Source organism: Rubripirellula amarantea (assembly GCF_007859865.1).
Classification (GTDB): Bacteria; Planctomycetota; Planctomycetia; order Pirellulales; family Pirellulaceae; genus Rubripirellula; species Rubripirellula amarantea.
Genome location: NZ_SJPI01000001.1, coordinates 1,332,150 through 1,354,325, shown reverse-complemented (window position 1 = coordinate 1,354,325; position 22,176 = coordinate 1,332,150). Strand labels below are relative to the sequence as shown.

The following is a 22,176-nucleotide window of genomic DNA, read 5'->3' as shown; positions in this document are numbered from 1 at the left end:
GTGAACTGTCGTCGCCGATTTCGGTGACTTAGCTAATCAAGTCGGTTAGCAAGGTTTTCTGATTCGCCAGCGAACCTTCGCGTCTGGCTGCGAGATGACCTTCGCAGCCACTTTGGTCATTGCATTTTCGCTAGGCTTCAATTCGGCTTCGCAGCTTCGCGATGTCGGCCTCGACGCTAACAAGTTCTGCTTGCAAATCGACAAGGCTTTGACGCTCGGTCTCGACAACTTCAGCAGGGGCTCGGGAAACAAAGCTTTCGTTTTCGAGTTTGCCTTTCTTACCCATGATCTGCTTGATCAGTTGATCACGGCGTTTTTCTAGACGCGCGAGCTCCGCTTCAAAGTCGATGAACTTTTCCAAGTCCACATGGACATCAATGTCGATCGACGTCAGTGCCAGTGGAGCGTTGGTTTCGAACGGTTTGGCATCGGCACCTAATGAAATTACTTCACAACTCGCTAGCCGTTCAATGGACGCACGCATTGGTTCGAGCAGCGTTGCAGAGGAATCCGTCGCTCGTATGGAAACAGGGACGGTTTCGGAAGGTTTGATGTTTTGGCTAGCTCGAATGCTGCGGATGCCACCAACAACTGCTTGGAATTCTGCGAATTGACGTTCAATGGATTCGTCAAAGTGAGATTCGTTTGCGGTTGGCCAAGCTGCGGTCATGAGCAATGGCTCGGCATCACTGGGTTCCGGCACACCTCGCTTGATGGCGACCTCGCCAACGTGTTTCCAAATGGACTCGGTAACAAACGGCATGGTGGGGTGAAGAAGACGCAGCAGTTGATCAAGCCCGTGAGCCATCACGGACTGGGTACTTGCCCGCGTCGATTCGTCGTCTAAGCGTGGCTTTGCGATTTCGATATAGAAGCTGCAAAATTCGTCCCAGGCAAAGTCGTAAAGGATTCGTGAGGCTTCGGCAAACTTGTAGTGCTCGATGCAATCGGTCACCTCGTGAGTCACGGTTGCGAGTCGGCTCAATAGCCAACGATCTTCAAGCGGCAAAGCATCAAGATCAAGCGACTGAGGTGTGTAGTCGTCCATGTTCATCAACGTGAATCGAGCGGCATTCCAGAGCTTATTGACAAAGTTGCGAGCCGTCTCGAATCGTTCACTAATCACGGCACCCTTGGGATGAGCTTTGTCAGCTTCCGTTTCGGCCCACTGAGTCGAGAACGGTTTCTTGCAAAACTTGCATTCCACGACGGGCAGCGACCGGTTCTTTGCCGTTTGATCGATCAGCTTTTCGCAGTGAGGACATTCATATTGCACAGGCATGCGAACGTCTTGGGTATCGGTTGCCAAACGGGCCAATCCGAAACGCAACGCATCGGGTCCAAACTTGTCAACGATATCATTGGGATCCACTCCGTTGCCCTTGCTCTTGGACATGGTTTCGCCGAGTCCGTCCAAAATTTTCGGATGGATGAACACTTCGCGGAACGGAATCTCACCCACGTTGTTGAGACCCATCAGAACCATCCTGGCTACCCACAGGGTGATGATGTCCCGCGAGGTGATCAACGTTGCGGTGGGATAGAAGTATTCCAACTCTGCTGTTTTTTCTGGCCACCCTAATGTGCTGTGTGGCCAAAGTGCGGACGAGAACCAAGTATCAAGCACGTCCGGATCCTGGACCAAACCGAGTTCTTCAATTTGGGTTTCCAGTTCCGCATTTTCGCGTCGTAGGCAAACAAATACGCCGCAAGTTCCATCATCAAGAATATCGGTCTGCGATACCAATTCGTCTGAGGCAAGCGATTCAAGTTTGGAGGTCAATTCATCGGCAGCGGACTGCGTCAGCCCCAGCGTGGACCAAATCGGGATTCGATGTCCCCACCAAAGTTGACGACTGACCGGCCAATCGCGTTTTTCGCCGAGCCAATCGAGATAGCCTTTGCGATAGCGCTCAGGGAAAATCTTCACTCGCTCATCGCTCACCGCGTCCATTGCGGTTTGAGCAAGCTCGTCCATTTTGACAAACCATTGGTCAGCCAAGAACGGTTCGATCGCTGTCTTGCTTCGATCGCTAAGTGGAATCTCGATTTCTCGATCTTCGATGTCCCCGACCAGATCGAGTGCATCGAGATCCGCAACAACGGCGGCGCGAGCTTTCTTGATCGTTAATCCTTCGTACTTACCGCCTTCCGCATTGATCGTGCCGTCGGTGTTCAGAATATTGATCATCGGCAAATCGCAACGTTTCCCAACTTCATAGTCATTGGGGTCGTGGGCCGGCGTGATCTTCACGCAACCGGATCCGAGTTCAGGTTTGGCCCATTCGTCAGTGATCAAGGGGATCTCGCGGTCCATCAATGGCAAACGCAACTTGCGTCCGTCGGCAGCCATGTCGCGAAGCATGATCAAACCGGGCAGCATCGCCGCGCGTCGCTCGGCAAGTTGTTCCAACTGTTTTTCCAGCTCTGGCTTTTCCTTGACAGTCGCCTCGGCAATTTTGGTTTTCAACTCCGCTTCCACTTTGTCCAAAGCCTTGGCAGGATCAGGGTGCACGGCCACGGCGGTGTCGCCCAACATCGTTTCCGGCCGCGTGGTCGCGATTTCCACGCGAGTGGGTTCGCCTGGTTTAGGATCGATAACGGGATAGTAGAAGTGCCAAAAGTGACCTTTTTGAGTCGTGTTCTTTACCTCGTCGTCGCTAACTGCTGTTTGCAGGAACGTATCCCAGTTCACCAATCGCTTGCCACGATAGATTCGACGCTTGCCGAAAAGGTCATAGAACGTCGCGCGAACGGCGGCGGCGCATTGATCGTCAAGAGTGAAACGCAGCCGATCCCAATCGCAACTGCAACCCATTCGTTTGAGTTGTCCGAGGATGCGTTTTTCGTACTGGTCTTTCCAGTCCCATATTCTTGCGACCAAGGCGTCTCGGCCCAGGTCGTGTCGCGTTAGGTTCTCGTTCTCTTTGAGCCGTCGTTCCACCACTGCCTGGGTGGCGATGCCGGCGTGATCGGTACCCGGCATCCACAATGCCTCATAGCCCTGCATTCGCTTGGTGCGAACGACGATGTCTTGCAATGTGTTGTTGAGCCCGTGCCCGAGGTGTAACGCTCCCGTCACGTTTGGCGGAGGAATCACGACGCAGAACGGTTCGCGATCAGGATTGACTTCAGCGTGAGCACATCCGGCCTGTTCCCAGGCTTCGGCGATCAACGCAGATTCAGTAGTGTGGTCGAATCGATTCGGGATTTCGTTGGTTTCGTTCATCAGGAAAGTCAGGCAGTTTGTGAGCCGCCGTCTGCGGTGGACTGAGTTGCTAAAGGGATATCCAAAAGGCTCCCGTGGGCGTCGCACAAATCTTAACGAGAAGCCGTTTTTTGTACGACACCGCGGTTTTTGCTCATTCTTAGGCAATAAGCTTGGTGTTCGCATGTAAACTTCGCTATTCGCCGCTATTGGCAAGGATGTTTCGCGAATTCGCAGGCCCAAAGTAGAGGTGCAAGCATGTCGAAAAACACATCAACGTGGCATATCGTCATCATTGTTGTTCTTTTTTCAGGGATCGGAATCACCACCTCGAAACCGGGAATTGCCCAGACGCCGGATTTGTCGCGTCAGCAAAGTTCGGATTCGATCGAAATTCTGATCCCCTCACACGATGGACAACTTCGCTGGGCTGATGTCGCAGCTGAACTGGGGAGCCAATTGAGGTTGGATGCACCGACGATCGAGCAAATGCTGCCCGCAGGAAGCATTGACTTGCGAGCGGGCTCGACGATGTTGACGCTGATCGGAATCAACATGGCGGCGGGCGATGCGATTGCGTTCGGCATTCAGCCAGGAAGCGGCGGTCACGAAGTCTTGAAAGTGCGATGTCGTCGCGATTGGTTTGACGCAAAAGTTGACGAAGTAAGTCCAGTCAAGTCGATGGTTCTGGTGGATGACGATTGGCCGTCGAAGACTCGATCAAAACCAATGGTCGTATTTTTACACGGCATGAACAGTGGTCCACAATCTTTCGATACGTTCCGTACCGCGATGCGACGTCGAGGGTTTGCGACGGCCGCCGTCGGCTACGATTCTCGACAACCGATCGCTGATTCGTCTAAGCAAGTTTCGTTGGCAATGGCGCAAGTCTTCGCGGCTAACCGTCAGCGGCCTGAGATCTGCATTGTCGGTCATTCGATGGGAGGTCTGGTCGGACTTGAATGGATCGAAAACCCCAACCTCGATCATACAGGTGTTTCGCGACTCATCACGATTGGCACGCCGCATGCAGGTTCGAATTGGGCTAGTCTGCCACCGCTGGCGGATTTGTTCACTGACAATGATTTTGATGCCAGCGATTTAGTTGACGTCATTCTGCACCGCCCATCCGCGGCGGGCGTAACGGATTTGATTCCTGGGTCGGACTTTTTGAAAACACTTCACGCTCGTCCTCGTCGTGCCGACATTCGCTACACCTGCATCGCAGGTAATGTCAGTCCGATCGACGAACACCAAATCGCATCGCTCCGAAGTACGTTGCAATCGCTGGATCAAGATGGCAGCGTCGTGCGATTGATTCGACCTCGAATTGCACCATTGCTTGATAGCTTCGACGAAATGGAAAACGGTAAAGGCGATGGCATCGTCAGCATACAGAGTGCCTGCTTAATTGGCGTCGACGACCATGTGGAAGCCGAGGTTTCGCATTTCAACATGATCACGTCCGACGAATCGGTTGATACCAATCCAGTGCTGGAATTGATTCTAGAACGACTTGAGTAGTCCTTGGCCGACTGGGACCACCATTGGAATGCGCGGTCTCGTCTTACCAAGCAAAGAAGCGGCAGGGTGATGTGATGGAAGATCCGATCGGTAGTTCGATGAAGCCGTCGCTTTGGCCGAGTGAGACTAAGTCGCCTGAGCCTTTCGAGTTGACCAATTCGGCTTGACCGCTTTCATTGAGATGAACGAGCAACATGCGATGCAGCGGAATGTCTTTGGGCTGGACCGCCGCGACTTGGATTGCCGGCACGATTGGCATCCACTTTGTTTGGCCGCTCATCTTGGCAAGCAAAGGCAGCACCATGCGGCGAGCGTTAATCACGGCGCTGACGGGATTGCCTGGCAAGCCAAGAATCAGTTTGCCGTCATGGGTCGCTGCGCCAAGGATGGGTTTGCCAGGACGAATAGGCAAACCATGGAAGACCACCTCTCCGCCAACCTCTCGCACCACATCGGGAACGTAGTCGTAGTCGCCCATTGAAACTCCACCCGTCATGATCACCGCGTCAGACGTTTCCAAGGCGCTCGTCAATGCGTCGACCAACGCCTGTTTGTTGTCGCGACACTGGCCTGAGGGTTGCAAATCAATCCAATGGTGCTGACCAAACAGAGACAACAGTGACCAAAGGTTGCTGTTTCGAAGTTGCCATGGTTGAGTCGTTGTTTCCAAATCCACCACTTCATCGCCTGTCGTGATCACGGTGGTGCGGACCGGCTTGTGCAGGTCGACGCCAACGTGACCAAAGTTCACCATCGCCGCTCTCGCTGCGGGGGAAATCAACATGCCTGGATTGAAGACTATGCTTCCGGCAGTCAAGTTTTCACCCGCTCGGCGAATGTTGGATCCTTTTGGATTTTCACGAGCGGACGGCGTGAGCTCGATTTGCCCGTCGCCTTCGATGGTGTCTTCACGTTTGACGACAAGATCGCAGTCGGCTGGCACGATCGCGCCGGTGAAAATACGAACGGTTCCTCGGTCAGGCATTTCGGGTGAAGGTTGGCCACACGCCGCTTCGCCAATGACCGCAATGGATTCCGTTTGCTTCAAATGCGACATCCGAAGCGCGTAGCCGTCCATCGCCGAGACATCTGCCGCTGGGCTATCGCGGTCGGCCAATACCGCTTTGCCAAGAACACGCCCAACATAATCCGAACAAGCAAGCTCGGTGGGTACAGTGAGCAGTTTGCCTGCCAACGCGGCTAAGGCATCATCAGGACCATTGAACGCGATTTTAGTAACCATGAGACGTTGATGGGTTGAGGTCATCGGGAGTATTGATGTTGCGACACGATTGTTCGGACAATGCGACCGCATGGTGAGGCGTCGCTTCGAGCCAACGCGTCAAACTTCTTCTGCCAAGGGCGATATTGGTTTCCATTTCAGGTTGAACTGCAACCGGATAGATCGCCGCTAGAGGTTCGATTTGGGATGATCGAGCTACGGTGGTTTTATTGTCAGTTGCCCACGCGGCGACGAGGTGGCGAAGATCGTCCGAATGCAAATACGGCATGTCAACCGCGGTGACCAAGCATGCGGCAAAACCATGTTCTATCGCGTAGCGTAGCGCGGCTGCGATTCCATGAATCGGACCCTGATGTTTGACGCTATCCTCCAATTCGACCAAATCGTGTGAAACAGAAGTCGTTCCGCTGACAACCACTTGATCGCAAAGCGGGGTAAGCTCAGCGATGGCGTGCTCAAGATACGTGGCGAATTTGGGGTGGGGCAGGGCGGCTTTCTCTTGACCCATGCGTGTCGACTTCCCGCCGCAAAGCACGACGCCCAAGAGTCTTTGGCTCACTGATATTCCCGCTTCGTCAATACATCCTCAACCCACGAACGGGCTCGCATCATCGTGGGGAAACCGATCGTCGGTGCGGAAACCATCGCGACATGCCGCAAATCTTCGGGAGTGCAGCCTGCCTCGAGCGCTTTGCGGCAATGCGAATGCGTCGCGCCTTCAAGTGCCGATCCAATCGAGATGGCCAGCTTTACAAGTGCCACTTCGCGTTCGCTTAACGGTCCTGCTTCCTTGGCCGCTTTGCCGAACGCCTCGTATGCCTGCATGTATTGAGGATATTCGTCGTGCATCTTGCGATAGGATTTTGGAATCATGATTTCAAGATCGCCTCGATTAGAGATTCGATGGTATAGGGATTCGCCTCAGCGGCCACTCGGTAGCCAAGTTCATGGAGCGTTTGTGAGGTTACGGGAGAAAGACTTGCGATCTTCATCCGGTGCAACGAGTCGCCAAACATGCGGTGCAAACTAGTTGCGGTCGCGCTGCTGGTGATGGTCACCCAGTCGACAGTGCCGGATGCGACTTGTTGAGCGACGGACGGATCGACGTCCACCACATCACGATTTTCGTAGGCAACGACTTCGTCAACCGCCACGCCGGAATCTCGCAACAAGCTGGGCAACGTGTCCCGGCCTCGACTGGCACGGATGATGAGCACCGATTTGCCGCGTAAGGATTCCATCATCCCGCTCGCCAACGATGCTGCTTCGAAATCGTCAGGCACGAAATCGGATTGGAGATGAAAGTCGCTGCGTAGCTTCGAAGCCGTTTTGGTTCCCACGCAACCAATTTGCTTTCCGGCGAACGCTCGCAAGTCGTGAGTTGAGTGGTCGAGCAAACGGTTCATGAAGTACACGACTCCATTTTCGCTGCAAAAGATGATCGCGTCATACTTATTGAATTGAGCGATCGTTTCGTCGAGTCTTGATGTGTCCGAGATCGGTCCGGTTGCAATGGCCGGTTGGATCAACACGTTTGCACCGAGGTCAGCTAAGGGCCCCGCCAGTGCAGCGGCTTTATCGGCGGGGCGAGTGACCAGAACGGTTTTGCCATGGAGCGGCCGCTGCGTGACCCAATCCATCGATTTGGCGAGCTCGGTGACCGGTCCGATGATGGTGATCACCGGAGGACGAAATTTCGAGGCGGGCGTCAAATGTCCCGCCACTTCGTCCAAACGACAATGAATGGTTTGTTGGTCGGGCAACGAACAACGCCGGACGATCGCGGTGGGCGTGGACGGATCTTTGCCTGCATCGATGATCGCCCTGGTCCAAGTTTCGGCCGTGGTAACCCCCATGTAGACGACCAGAGTTCCCGGAAATCGTGCCAAAGCGTTCCAGTCTAGAGCTGACTGCGGCTTGCCCGGTTCTTCATGTCCGGTGACCAAAGCGACAGCCGAGGCGAGACCGCGGTGGGTGATGGGGATACCCGCGAAGGAACCGGCCGCCAGGGCTGCGGTGATTCCAGGCACAATCTCAAACTCAATTTTAGCCTCGCGAAGAGCGTCGACTTCTTCGGCGGTTCGAGCGAAAACGGCGGGATCGCCGCCCTTAAGGCGAGCTACGGTGCGGCCCGAACGAGCGTGGTGGAGCATTTCGTCGATGATTTCGGTCTGCTTCCAAATTCGACTTTGCCCGTGTTTTCCCACGCTAATATGCTCTGCGTGAGGGGCGTGCGCGAGTAAATCCTGGTTGGAAAGCCCGTCGTAGAGCACCACATCGCAAATTGCCAGCCTTTGAGCCCCGCGCAGCGTCAAAAGCCCGGGATCGCCGGGGCCAGCACCTATCAGAAATACTTTGCCTTGGCTCATAATTTCGCCGGACGTTGACCTTTCCATCACTCTAAAAATAGACTCTGGACAGCCCGCCCGTCGATCGCCATACTACGCGGCTCGAAAAAACAGACAATTCTTGTCCCCTTCCGAATCAACTGATCGCTCTTTAACGCGGTCCCAAAATCCTATGCCCAATACCGCCAGCGCTAAGAAACGACTTCGTCAAAACGAAAAACTTCGTGTCCACAATCGTGCCCGAAGGAGTGTCCTTCGCGGTCAGCTTCGCAAAGTTCGCGAGGCTGTCCAGGCTGGAGACAACGAATTGGCACAAACCGAGCTTCGCACTGCACAAAAGAAGCTTGATCAAGCTGCTGCCAGCAACCTGATCCATCGCAACGCGGCTGCTCGCACCAAGAGCCGTCTAGTGAAGTTGGTCAAAGCCGCCAGCTAGTTTGCTGACGTAGATCGGATTCAATCGAAAAAGCCACTCGCGTGCTTGCGAGTGGCTTTTTTTGTCGTTCATTCTCTTAACCTGCTCGAGAGAATGATTGTTGTCAGACTAAACGATGGCTCGAGGACTAGGCCCAAACCAAGCCGGCATCACCAAGGCGTTGCTTGGTTTGTTGCATCAGTTCGTCTTCTTGAGCTTCGGTTTCGGCAACGTAGGTCACGCTGAAACGCAAGAACGCTCCGGCGTCATCCCATGGCACGGTGACGATGCCGAAGTTTTCGATCAAGTGACGAGTCGCGTCTTCGGCTGCCGCAAAAGTTTCGCCACCCTTGGTTCCCGTCGGTGCTTTGGTGTACAGGAAGTAGGTACCACCAGGCATCTCGCATTGAAATCCACATTCTTTCAATACAGCGACAAGCTTTTCCATTCGTCGTTTGTATTTGGCGCGAATTTGTTCGGGGATCGAGTCGTCATCTAATGCGGCGGCGGCGGCTTTTTGCGTGGCGATGAATTGGCCGCTGTCACTGTTGTCTTTGACATCGGCAAACGCCGACACAATTCGCTCGTGCCCACAGACAAAGCCCATGCGCCATCCGATCATGTCGTAGCCCTTGCTCATGGAGTGAACTTCGATTCCCACATCCATTGCACCTGGTGTTTCCAAGAAACTGCGAGGCTTGCCGTCAAACGTCAACATAATGTGAGCAGCATCCTGGACGACGACAAACTCTTTTTCTTTGGCCAATGCGACCACCTTTTCAAAGAACTCTGGCGGTGCTGTCTTACCGGTCGGCGAGTTGGGGTAGTTAAGAACCATCAACTTGGTGCGTCGGTAGATGTCATCGGGAATCGCATCCAAGTCGGGCAAGAAGTTGTTCTCCGCAAGCAGCGGCAACTTGAACACTTCGCCACCGTAGTAACGCGTGTGAGTTCCGGCGACCGGATAGCCCGGTACCGTCATCATCGTTACATCACCTGGATTGATGAAGCATGCGGGCAGCATCGCGTAGGCTGGTTTGCTGCCGATGCAATGATTGATTTGCGTCGCCGGGTCAAGTTTGACACCGAAGTGGCGATCCATGAAACGGGCGGCCGCTTCCTTGTATTCAATCACGCCGTTGTCGGCGTAACCCCGGTTCTCGACCTTGTTCACTTCGGCCGACATCACTTCGCGAACTTTGGCATCGGCCATTGCGTCGTTTTCGCCAATGCCGAAATCCAGCAACTTGCGGTCTGGATAATCGGCGAGCGCCTTTCGCTTGGCCCGCTTAATCTTTTCGAACTTGTAGATTTCAGTGCCCTTGCCGTAGCCAGCACCACCGATGCGGTCCGCGAAGAGCGATTGAAAGTAGGGATCTGTAGTCTTGGTTGATTCGGTAGCGGTAGACATCTAAATCAGCGAATGTGTTAATGGGGATCGGTCAAAAACAGACCCTGAGGTTAAGTCGATGGGGTATCGAATGACAGGGGTGTTTCAGGCGATTTTGCATCTGCCTTGGTGATTGCATCCTTGGCCCGTCGGACGCATCGTCGAACCGCAATCACGGCACCTGCCAAACCGAAACAAGCGGGGATCAACGCAAATAACAACGAGCTAGACTCAAAACGAAGTGGCACCGTCAATGCGGCAAAACCGCTGATTGCTCCTGCACCGGCCGCAAAGCGTTTGATTTGTAGCGGAGTCCACGTGCCAGTGTCGCTCGCCTTTGAGTTCAGCGGAACCAAGAAGCCACGCAGCCTTAATACAGCCAGCATTCCCATCAGTGTTAGCGTTCCCGATACGCCCGCCAAAACTGCGCCCACGATCAGCCCGATTGGCAATAAGAACACCATTTCGCTGCCTCCACTACCACCGCTGGCCACGACTCCAAAGAGGAACACCGAGGCCCCAAAAGCTCCGCCGGCCACCACAATTCCCGTCAGTGTGTGCAGAAAAACCGACAAGCTCGTCACACCGGTTTCGATGCGGTGCAATTCAAGTGGCTTGTTGCCTTCGGTTAAGGTGGGCGCATAAGGATTGATTTCGTGCATAATTGCGGTGTCATCCCATCGCTTCGAAGATTTTTATTCGCTCACCCATTGTAAACGTAAGTCAGTCTTTCATGGTCAAAGATCAATCGGACCGCAGTGACGATCCCATGCGGGCTCGTTACGAAGAACTAGCTGAGCTTGCTGGTTCGCTCGCGCACGAGATTAAGAACCCATTGTCCGTGATTCATATGAACATTGATTTGCTCAGTGAGGACCTGCTTGAAATCGACACGCCGATTAGTCGTCGTTGCGAAAATCGAGTCGAGATCGTTCGCCAGCAGTGTGAGCGTATGGAAGGGCTGCTGCGTGACTTTTTGAAATACACTCGGCTGCAAGACATCGACTTAGTTTCAGGAAGCCTGAACGAGCAAATTGAAACGGTCCTGCGAGCGTACCAGGCTCAGGCCGATGCCAATGACATCGACATAGAAAAGTATCTTGATGCCGATCTGCCTTCCATTTTGCTGCACAGTGATTCGCTGCAGGCCGCATTGATGAATTTGGTGAAGAACGCACTTGAGGCGATGGAGCCCGGTGGTCAACTATGGGCTCGAACTTACACGACACGCAAGGCAGTTGCGTTGGATTTAATCGACACCGGCAGTGGTGTCGACGACAACACGGTGTTGCACATGTTCGAACCGTTCTACAGCACCAAAGACGGTGGATCGGGTCTAGGATTGCCCACCGCTCGCAAAATCATCGAAGCGCACGGTGGTCGCATCAGCGTGCAAAGTGAACTAGGTCGCGGGACCAAGTTCACGTTGGAATTTCCAGTGCCCAAACGATTGGCCTAGCACCGCAACGCGTCGAACTTCGAACTACAGCTCGATGGCTTGCTCTTGGTGCAGCGTGTGCGTCGACTTTTCGCAAGTGGCTGCCATTTCGATCTGAACAGCCCAGCGACCATCAGCATCAGGGGTGATAATCCAGTGTGGTTGCACGCAAACACTTTGGTGGACCAGTTCGAATCCGCCTTCACTTTGTGAAACGGTTTGAATAGGGAATGCCCAGATGCCACTGGGACGATCAATTCCTAATGCCACATCAATCCCCAACCATTGATCAGAAAGCCCCAGGAACGTGGCGTCCTGCAAGTCCAACGTCGAACCAAGTTGGCCCAAGCGGTTGCCGTCGATGTCACTGAAGAAACGGTCATCAGCACCGGATGGCATGCCCGCAAAGTTCATCTCGATAGCGAAATGCAAAGGACGATCTTGAGGTAGATTCTCGAGCAGGTAAGCAACCGATAGACGATCGCTGCCGGCAACCATGGTGATGGCCTTGGTCATCGTAATCGGTACACCCCATGCGTTTCCTTCGCGTTGCATTTGTACCTGGACGCGATCGCTACCACGACGCAACTTCGTGCTAAAAGGCATGTCCACGAAATCGCCACGCTCCATTGCTTCACCTCGGGCGACGGATTCCATTGTTGCTTCGTTATCGTAGAAGTGATCCATCAAGCTTTTGCGTGGGTAACGATCGTACTGCAAACGCTGATCAAGGTCGGCTTGTTTAAAGACAACTCGGTCATGAATGCTGGCGACGTTCTCGCCGCTATCACTTGGTCCGGCTAATACTTTGCGATGGTAGCTTTCGGGGCGACGCTGCAGCGTGGCGAGCAAATTGTGACTGATGTCCCGAACGTCCCATTCGTACATTCGACCACCACGTCCGGGAGCGATCCAGGCGCACAGTTTGTCGTTGCTTAGGCGTACTTCTTGCAGGCCGTCGAAGTTGTAGTCATCAGCGGTTGCTTCAACCGTGCCAGCGTTCTTGCCGAGTGCACGATCAAGCATTGTGTCGGCTTGAATGAGGTGCTGATAAATTGCATTGCGTAGGTGCGGTAGATAAGTGCCACCAAAGGCTCCGTGCCAGTAAGGGCAATTGCATTGTCCGCGATAGAGTTGATCACGGATCTCAGCGAGTTCGCCGGCGTCAATGCCTGCGGATTCAGCTTCGCGGACTCGGCGGCTGACATCCATCATCCGCGCGTACATCTCGTTGGTTTCTTCGTACTTGGTCTTGAAGTTTCGCCAATAGCCGCCACGAATGTAGTTCTGCAGATCGCTCCATCGTGTGTGCGATTCTAAATCGTGAACCACGTCATCGAGAGTTTCTTGACCATCAACGGGCAGCGACCACTCGGTCATTTCACGGTAGCTGCAATCAGGCAAATACACCTTGCCAACCGGGTCGGTCCGATGGACCGCTTCGGCGAGCGTGACCGTGTGAAGCCATTGCGAGTTTTCGGTTAGCGCGTCAAAGAATGCTCGCAGCCAACCTTGTTCGTAGACGTGAGCTTTCGTGTCCGGCCAAGTCCCAAATTTCTCGCCATCGTCACCGAACGTCAGCACGGCACCGGGACTACGGTTCGCGATTTCGCGGCAATAATCAATCGTCTCGGAAACCGGTCTAAACGGAATGGTGTATCGCAAACGTTCCGATCCTGGGAACACTCGCAATACGCGACCATCATCTTCGGTGATGTAGTAACCAGTTAACGCGTCGCCGCTTACCCCAGCGGCTCGGAAGTGATAATCATCCAGCACGGTGTACTGCATGCCAGCATCGACGACACTGCTGGTCAACGATGTTTCCCAAACTCGCTCAGGCATCCACATGCCCTGTGGTGACGTGCCGAACTGTCGTTCCAACCAACTGCTGTAGGCTTGGATTTGGCCCACGCGGTCGGCCGGGGGCAACATGGTGAGGATCGGTTCGTAATGAGGCCCGCCAACGATTTCGATTCGGCCGGCGTCAACTAGCATGCGAACACGATCGAGATACTCAGGATGTCGCTCGGCCAACCACTGCATTAGCGGGCCGGATGTGTGCAACGAAATCTGAAGTTGCTCGTATGGCTCAAAGACTTCTAGGAACGGCAGATAGCTGTCCTGATAGGCTTGCTCGAACACCCCATCGAAGTTGCCAACGGGTTGGTGATTATGCAGAACCAAGCAAAGGTGAGCAGATTGGGTCATGAAGTTGATTTAAGTAAAGGAAGGGCGGCAGTTTTTCTTCGCATCCGAAGTGTCAGGCAACCGAAGGGCCAAGCGATACGAAAGATCGCCAAGCTCTGATGAACTTTCAGTGCGCTGCAGTTTCACATCAATGGACTTGCAATCGAAGTGCTTAAAAGCAATTGATCGAAAGCCTAGAGACTCTATCGGCCAAACTGCCGTCAAGGTTTACCTGATCGTGCCAGGCGGACGCTTCAAGCATCAAAGATGCTACGGCATTCGTTGAGGATTTTCCGCTGCCGCGTAATGGCGGAACTGTTTGGCTGCTTCTTCGGGCAACATAGGGTTGATCATGCAACCGCTCGCCCACTCGAATCCGGCCACTCGCGTTAAACGAGGAAAGATATCGATTGACCAATGAAAAGCGTCCGAGGAATCTTCGTCGGACGTGGGTTTGGTAGAAAGGCAATAGTTGTAAGAAGTGCCAGGACGAATCTTGTCGAGCCACGAAATAACTCGATAAACCATCCGTGAAACAGCCGCCAGCGATTCGTCATCCAAGTCCTCAAAGGCCGCTTGGTGCTGGTGAGTGGTGATGCGAACCATCATGGGTAGATGACTCGCGAACGGGCAATAGGCGATGACATGATTGTCACGGGCGATCACGCGATCTTTCGTTTTGCGTTCTTCGCGAATCATGTCACACATCAGGCAACATCCTGTCGTTGCTCGGTGTCGTCGCATCAAACCGAACGAATGTTCGACCGAACGAGGCATAAAATTGGTTGCAATCAACTGACTGTGCGAGTGAGCAAGCGAAGCACCTGCATCAGGACCCACGTTCTTGAAAACACTGACGTACCGGACGTCGGGTTGATTGCGGTAGTGCCGCATGCGATCTCGATAGGCCGCAAAAACTAATTCGGCTTGCAAAGGACTGACATCGGCAAGTGAACGAGTGTGACGATTGCTTTCAATGATGACTTCATGTCCACCGCGAGCCGGCGCACGTGAGAAGAGCGATCGCGAGGTCGACGACCCTGTCACGCTCCTCGGTGCCATGGCGTTATTAGCGGGCTTGGGAAGATACGTTTCCGACGACGAATCGACTATCGGATTGCAGAAGCTTTGAACGGCGGGAAACTTGTTCCCGACAACTCGCACGTCCCAGTCACTTCCGCATGGTTGCCCGCTGGTGTCGATTTCGTAACGCTTCTTGCCTTGGTGACCTGACAAACGACCCACCCAAACCGAGGCGGGTGTTTGATCTTCATGCCCAGCGCAAAAAGGGCAGCCTTGCGATGAACTTTCGTCTGCGGTGACAACGTCGAAGTCATCGGGACGTTGTTCGCGTTGCGGAGCAAACAAGGTCCACTCGCTGCGGAGTGAATCGAATCGCGATTCACTCGATTGAGTCGTCCGCGAGTGGTGAATGGACTCTTTGATACCTACTGCCGTAGTGAGCGCTGTGCTTGTTGCCTGCGACGAGTTCGGCATGGTATTGAAGACCAGAATGGCGTTTGGTTCGTAGCATGATCGATGGTCAGTCCTCCGCCTAATCGCCGCGTTCCGCCCAATCGCCGCATTCTGCGTTGATCGTGGAGTTCTGCGTCGGCCTTCGCGTTGTGCGTTGGCCAGGGTGGTCTGGCTGGCGACTGTCTGGAGGGTTCAGCAAACCCTAGCGGGGGAGGCCTTGCCCGAGCATACTGAATTTTTACTCAAAAGTCATGGGATTCTTTGAAAATCTAAAAGTCAAAATATCTACAGAGTTTGCTTTTACTTCAGTTGGATTTAAGGGATCGAGTTCGCTCGTAAAGATTGACGTACTCTTTCGCACTTTTGCCCCATGACCAGTCCTGTTGCATTCCGCTAAGAACCATTTGGGACCAAGCACTATTGTTGTGGTAACGCAGGTGCAACGCGTGACCGATGGCATCGTCGAGACCTTTGGGTGAGTTTTCCCGAAGGTGAAAACCGGTAGCCGTACCCATCGCAAGCGTTTCTTCGGTGCAGTCAACGACGGTATCTGCCAAACCGCCCGTGGGCGTCACGACTGGAATGGTTCCGTATCGCAAGCTGTAAAGTTGATTGAGCCCGCAGGGTTCGTAGTGACTTGGCATGACAAAGACGTCGCTGGCGGCTTCGATCTGGTGTGCTAAAGCGTCGCTGAAACCGACGTGCAAGGCGAACTTGCCGGGAAACTCGAGTTCAAGTTGCTTTAACGCTTTCTCGAATGGCGCTTCACCGCTGCCCAGGACGATCCATTGGGACGGTCGGGATTCTTCGACGTGGCGTCGTAAGACCGGCAAAATAAAGTCCCAACCTTTTTGAGTGGCCAGTCGCCCAACCAAACCGATCATCGGAACGTCCTTGGACGGCAACAACCCAAATCGCTTCTGCAGCGCGAGCTTGTTGGCGGCTTTGCCTTCTTGCCAATCCTCAGTGTTGTAGTTTTGAAAAAGATGTGGATCGGTTTCAGGGTTCCAGACATTTGTATCAATTCCGTTGATGATTCCCGTGACTCGATCCGATGCGTGTCTCAGCACACCATCGAGACCGCAGCCCTGTTGAGGAGTGCGGATTTCCTGGGAGTATCGTGGGCTGACCGTGGTGATCATGTCAGCGGACACGATTCCTGTTTTTAAGAAATTGACCTCGTCGAAGTATTCGAACGCTTCAAGGTGAAAGTGATGCCAATCGACTCCGATCATCGGATAGAGCGTTTTGGGGAAATGCCCCTGGTACGCCAAGTTGTGAATCGTCATCACCGATCTTGTTCCCCATTTGGAAGGCTGATCAGAAACGTGCTGGTTGGTGGGCGAAGATCCGGACGATGAACTGGTTGGCGAAGGGCGACCGGCGCTTGCCAACAAACCGGCTCCCACGGCCTTGGACGGGCGAATCCAAGAATATTGATCTGCGTTGATTTTCATCAGCGCCGGGACCAATCCGGTTTGCCAATCGTTGCAATGAACAATGTCGACCGACCATCCGATGCGCTCGATCGCGATCATTGCTGCTCGGCAAAAGAACACGAATCGCTCCCCATTGTCGGGAAAGTCACCTGCAGGAGTGCCGTACAGCGAATCGCGATCGAAGTAGACTGGTTGGTCGATCAACCAAACCGGGACATTGCCGTCGGGGATCGTGGTCTTTAGCAATCGGCAACCGACCAAACGGTTAGGACTCAGCGAGATAGCGAAGCTGATGTCGGTTGCTTCGATGGGCAGTCCCGATTGATGGACGCTTCGAAACGCGGGCATGATGATGCCCGTACGGTGACCAAGTTCGGCCACCCGAGAAGGTAAAGCTCCACATACGTCGGCTAGCCCTCCCGTTTTAGCGAGCGGGACGGCTTCGGTCGTCAGATAAATGATGTTCAAGATTGCGATGCAGCGAGAGGACGACTCGGGCGATGAGATGACAGATTAGCGAGTTTACTAGGCGATCGCGGTCGTCACCACACAAGGGTGCCACACGAAGCCTGTCAAAACTTCCACTACAGTAACGGGGAAACGGTTTCTGTAGTGATGTCGGCGTGAATAGTGCGATCAGCTAAACTATGAGGGCGGGAAAGCGTTCGTTGGGGTCGTCGCGTTGAGTTCGCCGTTTTTCATTGAGTTTCTACTTCCCGGGTTTCGTTTGGCTGGAATGACGATCGAACTGAGCGAATTTTGGACACGCCTAGTGCGTACGGGGATCACGCACGCCCAGGGTTGCCAAGCGATCGCACAGCGTTTCCGCGAAGCCAACGGTGGTTCGCCCCCGCGTGAAGTGGAACAAGTCACCCAATTCTTGCTTAGCACCGGCGAACTGACACCGTTTCAACGAGACTGTGTTCTGGCGAACCCGCCGACGTCATTGGCTGTGGGTTCGTTTGTGATTCGCGATCCCAAGGCGCCCGTGCCCTTCCAAAGTTTTGCCTCCGCGCGATGGCTAAACGCTCCCAAGGAGAGCCTGCGTGACGGAATCTTGTTGCGTACGGGACCGGGGAACGAATGGCTTGATCGACATGCCGCAATCCAAGCCGATTCGCTGCAGCGTTATCAAACCGAGATGGTGGGGGAGTATGTGGCCGTTTTCAGCCCGCTCCCTAAAGGACGATTACTGCGAGACCATCTCGTCGAATCGAGCCATGTCGATCGACGCTTTGCTGTCCATATTGGAAAGCAAATCGCCACTGCACTTTCCGTGTTGCATGAACACTCTCTTTATCATGGCGCCGTTAGGCCCGATCGCGTGTGGGTGACGGATGACGAGAAGGTTATCCTGCTGCGAGATCCATCGGGACCAGGCAGTATTGAAGCCAGCGACGTGGTCGAGGCCAGCGGTGGTTGGTTTCGTCAGTTGGAACCACAAGAACACTACCTCGCACCGGAGTGTTTGGCGGCAGTCACTCAATCCCAGTCGTTCTCGCCTAATGTTCGCACGGATCTGTACTCGCTGGGGTGCTTGCTGTACAGGATTGCAACGGGAGCACCGACGCTCGATGGGGGTGATGCGGCCGCAAAGTTTCATCGACACCAAACGGAAATGCCCAGCGAAGTATCGACGGCTATCGAAGCAGGGGAGGCCGGCGATCCGTTCTTTCGAGTGCTTGCCTACGCTTTGGCGAAGGATCCCCAGGCAAGGTTTGCGGACGTGGAACAGTTTGCCAACGCTCTTGACGTAGTCGAGGGGCTAATTGAATCAGACAGCTCTGGCGACACTGCCAAAGTCGAGCAGCGTCCGGTTGAACCGCATCCGGCCAAGCGGCATTCCAACGATAAGCCTGAGAAGAAATCTGGTCGCTCAAAGGATGGGGCGAAGAAACAAGTCGCTGCGACCGGTTTGGTTACGACAAAGAAGCCCACGACTAGAACACCCATCGCCAAAGTCCCAGTAGCGAAAGCCCCTTCAAAACGCGACTCCGCAACTGGTGGCTCCGCGACTAGCGACTCCGCGACCAAAGACCCGACGACGAAGAAGCCGAACTCGAAAAATCCGACACCAGTAGAGCCGACACCCCACGAGCGGTCTGATTCAAAAGCTGAGAATCGAGCGAAGACGTCGATCGAGCCAGCGCGAGACAGCGATAAGCAGTCGGGCATTGATGTCGACACCGAGTTAGTTGCAGCCGATCATGTTGACGATCGTCTTCAAGAAAAGTCGTCATCGCACGCTTCTTCGGGTCAGCATGACTCCGAATCGGAACCGGTCGAAACTGACGCACCCGTCGTAGTTGAATCGGCGATTGCCCAGGCACCCACTACCAAGCCCGATTCGGCGCAGCCCCAGCCATCTAGCAACGAACCAAGTCGCGAGCCTCAAGACGAACCCGATGATCAATCGGTTGGGAAAGCCGTTGTAGAATCGTCGACTTCACCCGCACCCCTTCGGTCCGCCCGCCCGCGTCGCCCTAAGCGTCGCAATTTGGCACCGTGGGTTTTGGCGGGCTTGGCGGGGATTGTCGTGTTTCAAGTTGCCTACCTAGCGATTGTCGATCCCGTGCAACCGGTCATTCGTCAAGCTCGCACTCGGCCTCCCCTACCAGATGTGATTCCGTCCGTGTCATCTCGATCGGCGGCGATCACGAAAGCGAAGGCAGCTTCGACTAGTGATCCGAATATCGATCGTGAAGACGAAAGACCGGCAAGCTTCCAAGTCGTCAAAGACGAACGTTTGCTCTATGTGCCGCCGTACGAATGGGATTCTGAACCGGCTCCGTTAGATATGTTGCCGCCTGGTCCGGCAATGATCGTCTCGGTCAATCTTAGCGATGCTCAAAACGGCGAAGACTTCATTTCCACGGTTCAAGGCACAATTCCCGAGCTTGCCGATTTGCTGCGGCAAGCCGTCGAGCGAGTTCAAATACCAGCCGACCGATTGGCTCGAATTGCAGCCGCGTTTCATCCAGGACTAGCCGGGGTGCCAGAGGTTACGTTGTCGGTGACTCTGACCGAGGCCGTCCCAGCTTCTGAGCTAATGAAACGCTTTGGTGTTTCTGAAGCTCGTACTCGAGCTGGCATGAAGATTCATGTCGGCGACGACGAAGGCTCTGACGCGTACTACTTTGATGTGGGTCAAACCGAGGGGGCAACGGACGGTAACACGAACGATTCATCGGTGAAGCGATTTGCATTGGGGTCGATTGAGCAAATCACTCAGGTCGCGGCAATCGAGGGGCAAACGATTCCGTTGCCAAGATCACTGAGGTCGTTGTGGAGAGCGACGCGAGAGAGTTGTGATGTTTGCGTTTTAATGAACTCCAATTTTCTGTTCGCGGACGGACGTGAGTTGCTGGCGAAATCAATGCCGGAACTTTCCAAACCGCTGCGCCGTTTATTGATCCCTAATACTTCAGCGGCACTAGTCATGGTTGATGTTGTCGGCGACAACGAATCGAAGCCGCAGTTCTATGCCGAGTGGCGATTGGCTGCGAGCGGTTCGATCACGGAAGCGTCATTGAGTCGAACGATGCAAGATTCAATCAATGGTTGGCCGGATTGGGCGGACCGTTTTGTTTCTACCACTGAGTTTGGTGAATCATGGAGTTTGTTGGCCCAGCAGTTGCCTGCGATGTTGAAGTTTGTTGCACAACAAGCCCGAGTCGGCGTCGCTGATCGAACGGCGACCGCGAACATCTACTTGCCGCAGCTGGCCGTCTCTCAGTTGAGCCTGGCGACGCTTTTGGCGATGAATACGCCGCAGGGTCAAAAACTTTCTGCGAATGAAACAACCGCGATGGCAAAGGCTCTTTCGATCGACGAAATATTGGCAAGTCCTTTGAGTGTTTCGTTCGGCCAAGAATCATTGGAGGCTGCAATGGAGTTGGTGGCCGACTCGATCGCCAGTGGATTGCCTGATGGCGCGGTTCCGACCATTCAGATCGTGGGCGGTGATCTGCAAAAGATGGGAATCACCCAGAATCAATCCATACGTGACTTCAAAAAAGAAAACGTTCCTCTTCGCGCGATCCTGACCGATTTGGTTGTGCTAGCTAATCCGGACAAGTCATCGACCGGTCCGGCCGACGAGCGACAAGCACTAATCTGGGTGGTTGAGAAAGCGTCCGAAACATCAGATTCTTCGTCGGGCGATCGGATTTTGATCACCACGAGACAGGCGGCACGGGACCGCTACGAAGTTCCAAAGGAGTTCGTCGCTCCCTAGGGCGGCTTGGTTGCGAGAACATCCTTAGTACCTCGGATTCTTGGTCAGAGTTGCCACGAGGGGGTTTGAGGGGGAAATCATGCAATTACAATCGGGGCTCATCGACCGCGAATCGTGAACGTTTGATCCGTCGGTGCTGTGGTTTCCCGCTTTTGTCTTCATTCGACGGCCCTGTCATGCGTGTTATTGTTACTGGTTCAAGTGGTTTGATTGGCTCCGCTGCGGTACGTCATTGGGACGCATTGGGCGACGAGGTGATCGGAATCGACAACGACATGCGGGCCACTTTCTTTGGCCCCGATGGAAGCACGCGTTGGAATCAATCGCGGTTGGAGCAGGAGACGAACCATTTCCGCACGGTATCGCTCGATATTCGTGATCGTGATGGGATACTCGATCTGTTCAAGAACGAAACGCCAGACTTGATCATTCACTGCGCCGCTCAGCCCTCGCATGACAAGGCCGCCGACATCCCGTTCCTTGACTTTGAAGTCAACGCCAACGGCACACTTAATCTACTTGAAGCGACTCGACAATTTGCTCCCGACGCTGTGTTCTGTCACATGAGCACGAATAAGGTCTATGGCGATGCGCCAAACGAGTTACCGCTCGATGAACTCGAAACTCGCTGGGAATACGCGAGCAAGGACGACTACCACGGCATTTCTGAAAGTTGCCGAATCGATCAAACGATGCATTCGTTATTTGGTGCATCCAAGACCGCCGCGGATGTGTTGGCCCAGGAATACGGAAAGTACTTCGGCTTGAAAACCGGTGTCTTTCGCGGTGGGTGCCTGACCGGTGCCAGCCATAGCGGAGTTGAACTGCATGGTTTCTTGAGCTACCTCGTTCATGTCGCCGTAGCGAAAAAGCCGTACACCATCTTTGGTTACAAAGGAAAGCAAGTTCGCGATCAGATCGAATGTAGCGACGTGGTCAAAGCCTTCGAAGCGTTTTCGAAGAACCCGCGTCCCGGTGAGGTCTACAACATCGGCGGCGGACGCGAAAATGCAGCCAGCGTGCTCGAGTGCATCGCGATGATTGAAGAGATCGGTGGCTATAAGATCGACTTCAAGCTCGGCGAAGACAATCGCAAGGGCGACCATATTTGTTACATCAGCGATCTTCGGAAGCTGCGCCGCGACTATCCCGATTGGGATATCCGTGTATCACTTCAAGAGATCCTTTCTCAGATGATTGCCTCGGAAGAGCAGAAACTGTCAGCCTCGGTTTAACTCGCTGCATGTCGTGGTTTCAACTCATTTCGA

The 22,176-nt window shown here is 54.0% G+C and carries 15 protein-coding genes; 5 read left to right on the top strand and 10 right to left on the bottom strand.

The window, feature by feature from the left end:
- Positions 1 to 130 precede the first annotated feature (130 nt).
- Positions 131 to 3,229 carry a valine--tRNA ligase gene (locus Pla22_RS04895; RefSeq protein ID WP_207310295.1) on the bottom strand — a complete coding sequence of 1,033 codons (3,099 nt, stop codon included), beginning with the start codon at positions 3,227 to 3,229 and terminating at the stop codon, positions 131 to 133.
- 237 nt (positions 3,230 to 3,466) lie between these two features.
- On the opposite strand from Pla22_RS04895, the gene Pla22_RS04890 reads away from it, so the two are divergent.
- On the top strand, positions 3,467 to 4,732 hold the full coding sequence (locus Pla22_RS04890; protein ID WP_146513617.1) for an esterase/lipase family protein: 1,266 nt from the start codon (positions 3,467 to 3,469) through the stop codon (positions 4,730 to 4,732).
- A gap of 43 nt (positions 4,733 to 4,775) precedes the next feature.
- On the opposite strand, the gene Pla22_RS04885 is transcribed toward Pla22_RS04890, so the two are convergent.
- Genes Pla22_RS04885 through cobA form a run of 4 tightly spaced genes read right to left on the bottom strand, consistent with a single transcriptional unit; the run spans position 4,776 to position 8,371 of the window.
- Positions 4,776 to 5,975: a molybdopterin molybdotransferase MoeA gene (locus Pla22_RS04885; protein ID WP_242631802.1), complete on the bottom strand. Its 1,200-nt coding sequence runs from the start codon at positions 5,973 to 5,975 to the stop codon at positions 4,776 to 4,778.
- Positions 5,965 to 6,534, bottom strand: coding sequence for a molybdenum cofactor guanylyltransferase (locus tag Pla22_RS04880; protein ID WP_146513615.1), 570 nt, complete (start codon positions 6,532 to 6,534; stop codon positions 5,965 to 5,967). The genes Pla22_RS04885 and Pla22_RS04880 overlap by 11 nt, the downstream gene beginning before the upstream one ends.
- Positions 6,531 to 6,848, bottom strand: coding sequence for a carboxymuconolactone decarboxylase family protein (locus Pla22_RS04875; protein ID WP_207310294.1), 318 nt, complete (start codon positions 6,846 to 6,848; stop codon positions 6,531 to 6,533). The genes Pla22_RS04880 and Pla22_RS04875 overlap by 4 nt, the downstream gene beginning before the upstream one ends.
- Positions 6,845 to 8,371, bottom strand: coding sequence for a uroporphyrinogen-III C-methyltransferase (gene cobA, locus Pla22_RS04870; protein WP_146513614.1), 1,527 nt, complete (start codon positions 8,369 to 8,371; stop codon positions 6,845 to 6,847). The genes Pla22_RS04875 and cobA overlap by 4 nt, the downstream gene beginning before the upstream one ends.
- 124 nt (positions 8,372 to 8,495) lie before the next feature.
- Between cobA and rpsT the strand changes: the two genes are divergently transcribed.
- Complete coding sequence (gene rpsT, locus Pla22_RS04865; protein ID WP_146513613.1) at positions 8,496 to 8,759, top strand: 30S ribosomal protein S20; 264 nt, start codon at positions 8,496 to 8,498, stop codon at positions 8,757 to 8,759.
- A 127-nt stretch (positions 8,760 to 8,886) separates the two neighbouring features.
- Here the strand turns inward: rpsT and Pla22_RS04860 are convergent, their stop codons facing one another.
- Together Pla22_RS04860 and Pla22_RS04855 are read right to left on the bottom strand one after the other, a co-directional pair.
- Positions 8,887 to 10,149 (bottom strand): LL-diaminopimelate aminotransferase, encoded by a 1,263-nt coding sequence (locus tag Pla22_RS04860; protein ID WP_146513612.1) that lies wholly within the window; start codon positions 10,147 to 10,149, stop codon positions 8,887 to 8,889.
- A gap of 50 nt (positions 10,150 to 10,199) precedes the next feature.
- Positions 10,200 to 10,790, bottom strand: a complete 591-nt coding sequence (locus tag Pla22_RS04855; protein ID WP_146513611.1) for a hypothetical protein — start codon at positions 10,788 to 10,790, stop codon at positions 10,200 to 10,202.
- 71 nt (positions 10,791 to 10,861) lie between these two features.
- Between Pla22_RS04855 and Pla22_RS04850 the strand changes: the two genes are divergently transcribed.
- Positions 10,862 to 11,587 carry a sensor histidine kinase gene (locus Pla22_RS04850; RefSeq protein ID WP_146513610.1) on the top strand — a complete coding sequence of 242 codons (726 nt, stop codon included), beginning with the start codon at positions 10,862 to 10,864 and terminating at the stop codon, positions 11,585 to 11,587.
- Between the two features lie 24 nt (positions 11,588 to 11,611).
- On the opposite strand, the gene Pla22_RS04845 is transcribed toward Pla22_RS04850, so the two are convergent.
- From Pla22_RS04845 to Pla22_RS04835, 3 genes are all read right to left on the bottom strand, one after another.
- Complete coding sequence (locus tag Pla22_RS04845; protein WP_146513609.1) at positions 11,612 to 13,777, bottom strand: alpha-amylase/4-alpha-glucanotransferase domain-containing protein; 2,166 nt, start codon at positions 13,775 to 13,777, stop codon at positions 11,612 to 11,614.
- Between the two features lie 249 nt (positions 13,778 to 14,026).
- A complete protein-coding gene (locus Pla22_RS04840) occupies positions 14,027 to 15,253 on the bottom strand; it encodes a galactose-1-phosphate uridylyltransferase (protein ID WP_146513608.1) in 1,227 nt (408 codons plus the stop codon).
- A 284-nt stretch (positions 15,254 to 15,537) separates the two neighbouring features.
- Positions 15,538 to 17,139, bottom strand: a complete 1,602-nt coding sequence (locus tag Pla22_RS04835) for a glycogen synthase (RefSeq protein ID WP_242631801.1) — start codon at positions 17,137 to 17,139, stop codon at positions 15,538 to 15,540.
- Between the two features lie 214 nt (positions 17,140 to 17,353).
- Between Pla22_RS04835 and Pla22_RS04830 the strand changes: the two genes are divergently transcribed.
- Positions 17,354 to 20,908, top strand: a complete 3,555-nt coding sequence (locus Pla22_RS04830; protein ID WP_146513607.1) for a serine/threonine protein kinase — start codon at positions 17,354 to 17,356, stop codon at positions 20,906 to 20,908.
- Positions 20,909 to 21,084: 176 nt separating this feature from the next.
- Entirely contained in the window at positions 21,085 to 22,143 is a 1,059-nt protein-coding gene (locus tag Pla22_RS04825; protein ID WP_146513606.1) for an NAD-dependent epimerase/dehydratase family protein, read from the top strand.
- Positions 22,144 to 22,176: the final 33 nt, after the last annotated feature.